The sequence below is a fragment of the Xenorhabdus santafensis genome, assembly GCF_033949405.1.
Classification (GTDB): domain Bacteria; phylum Pseudomonadota; class Gammaproteobacteria; order Enterobacterales; family Enterobacteriaceae; genus Xenorhabdus; species Xenorhabdus santafensis.
The window spans coordinates 1-330 of sequence record NZ_VCDN01000471.1 but is presented as its reverse complement, the minus strand read 5'-3'; the positions used below and the strand labels follow the sequence as shown (position 1 = coordinate 330).

1 protein-coding gene is annotated in these 330 nt (G+C 34.5%); it reads right to left on the bottom strand.

The window, feature by feature from the left end; genetic code table 11:
* Positions 1-302, bottom strand: a 302-nt coding sequence (locus FE392_RS23115; protein WP_319932011.1) for a transcriptional repressor, incomplete at its 3' end; no start/stop codon positions are given.
* Positions 303-330 lie beyond the last annotated feature (28 nt).

Genomic DNA, 330 nt, shown 5'->3' with positions numbered 1-330 from the left:
TGACCCGTTACTTCATAACCAGTAAAATCTTTATTCATAAAATCCATTGGGCAGGAAGTAATCTCTTTCGTCCCCCCACAATCCAAACAAATAAAATGATGATGATGTTCCATAATAGAACAAGTAAAACGAAAATGTTTTTCACCATTTAATTCCGTTTGTTCTAAAACACCGATTTCAGCAAACACCGTTAAGTTACGATAAATCGTATCAAAGCTAAGACCTGGATAATCGTCCTTCATATGCTCTAAAACGTCTTTCGCAGTTAAATAACGATTATGTGCTGCAAATAATCTGAGCATCTCTTCTCTTTTTCCAGTATGTTTGTAT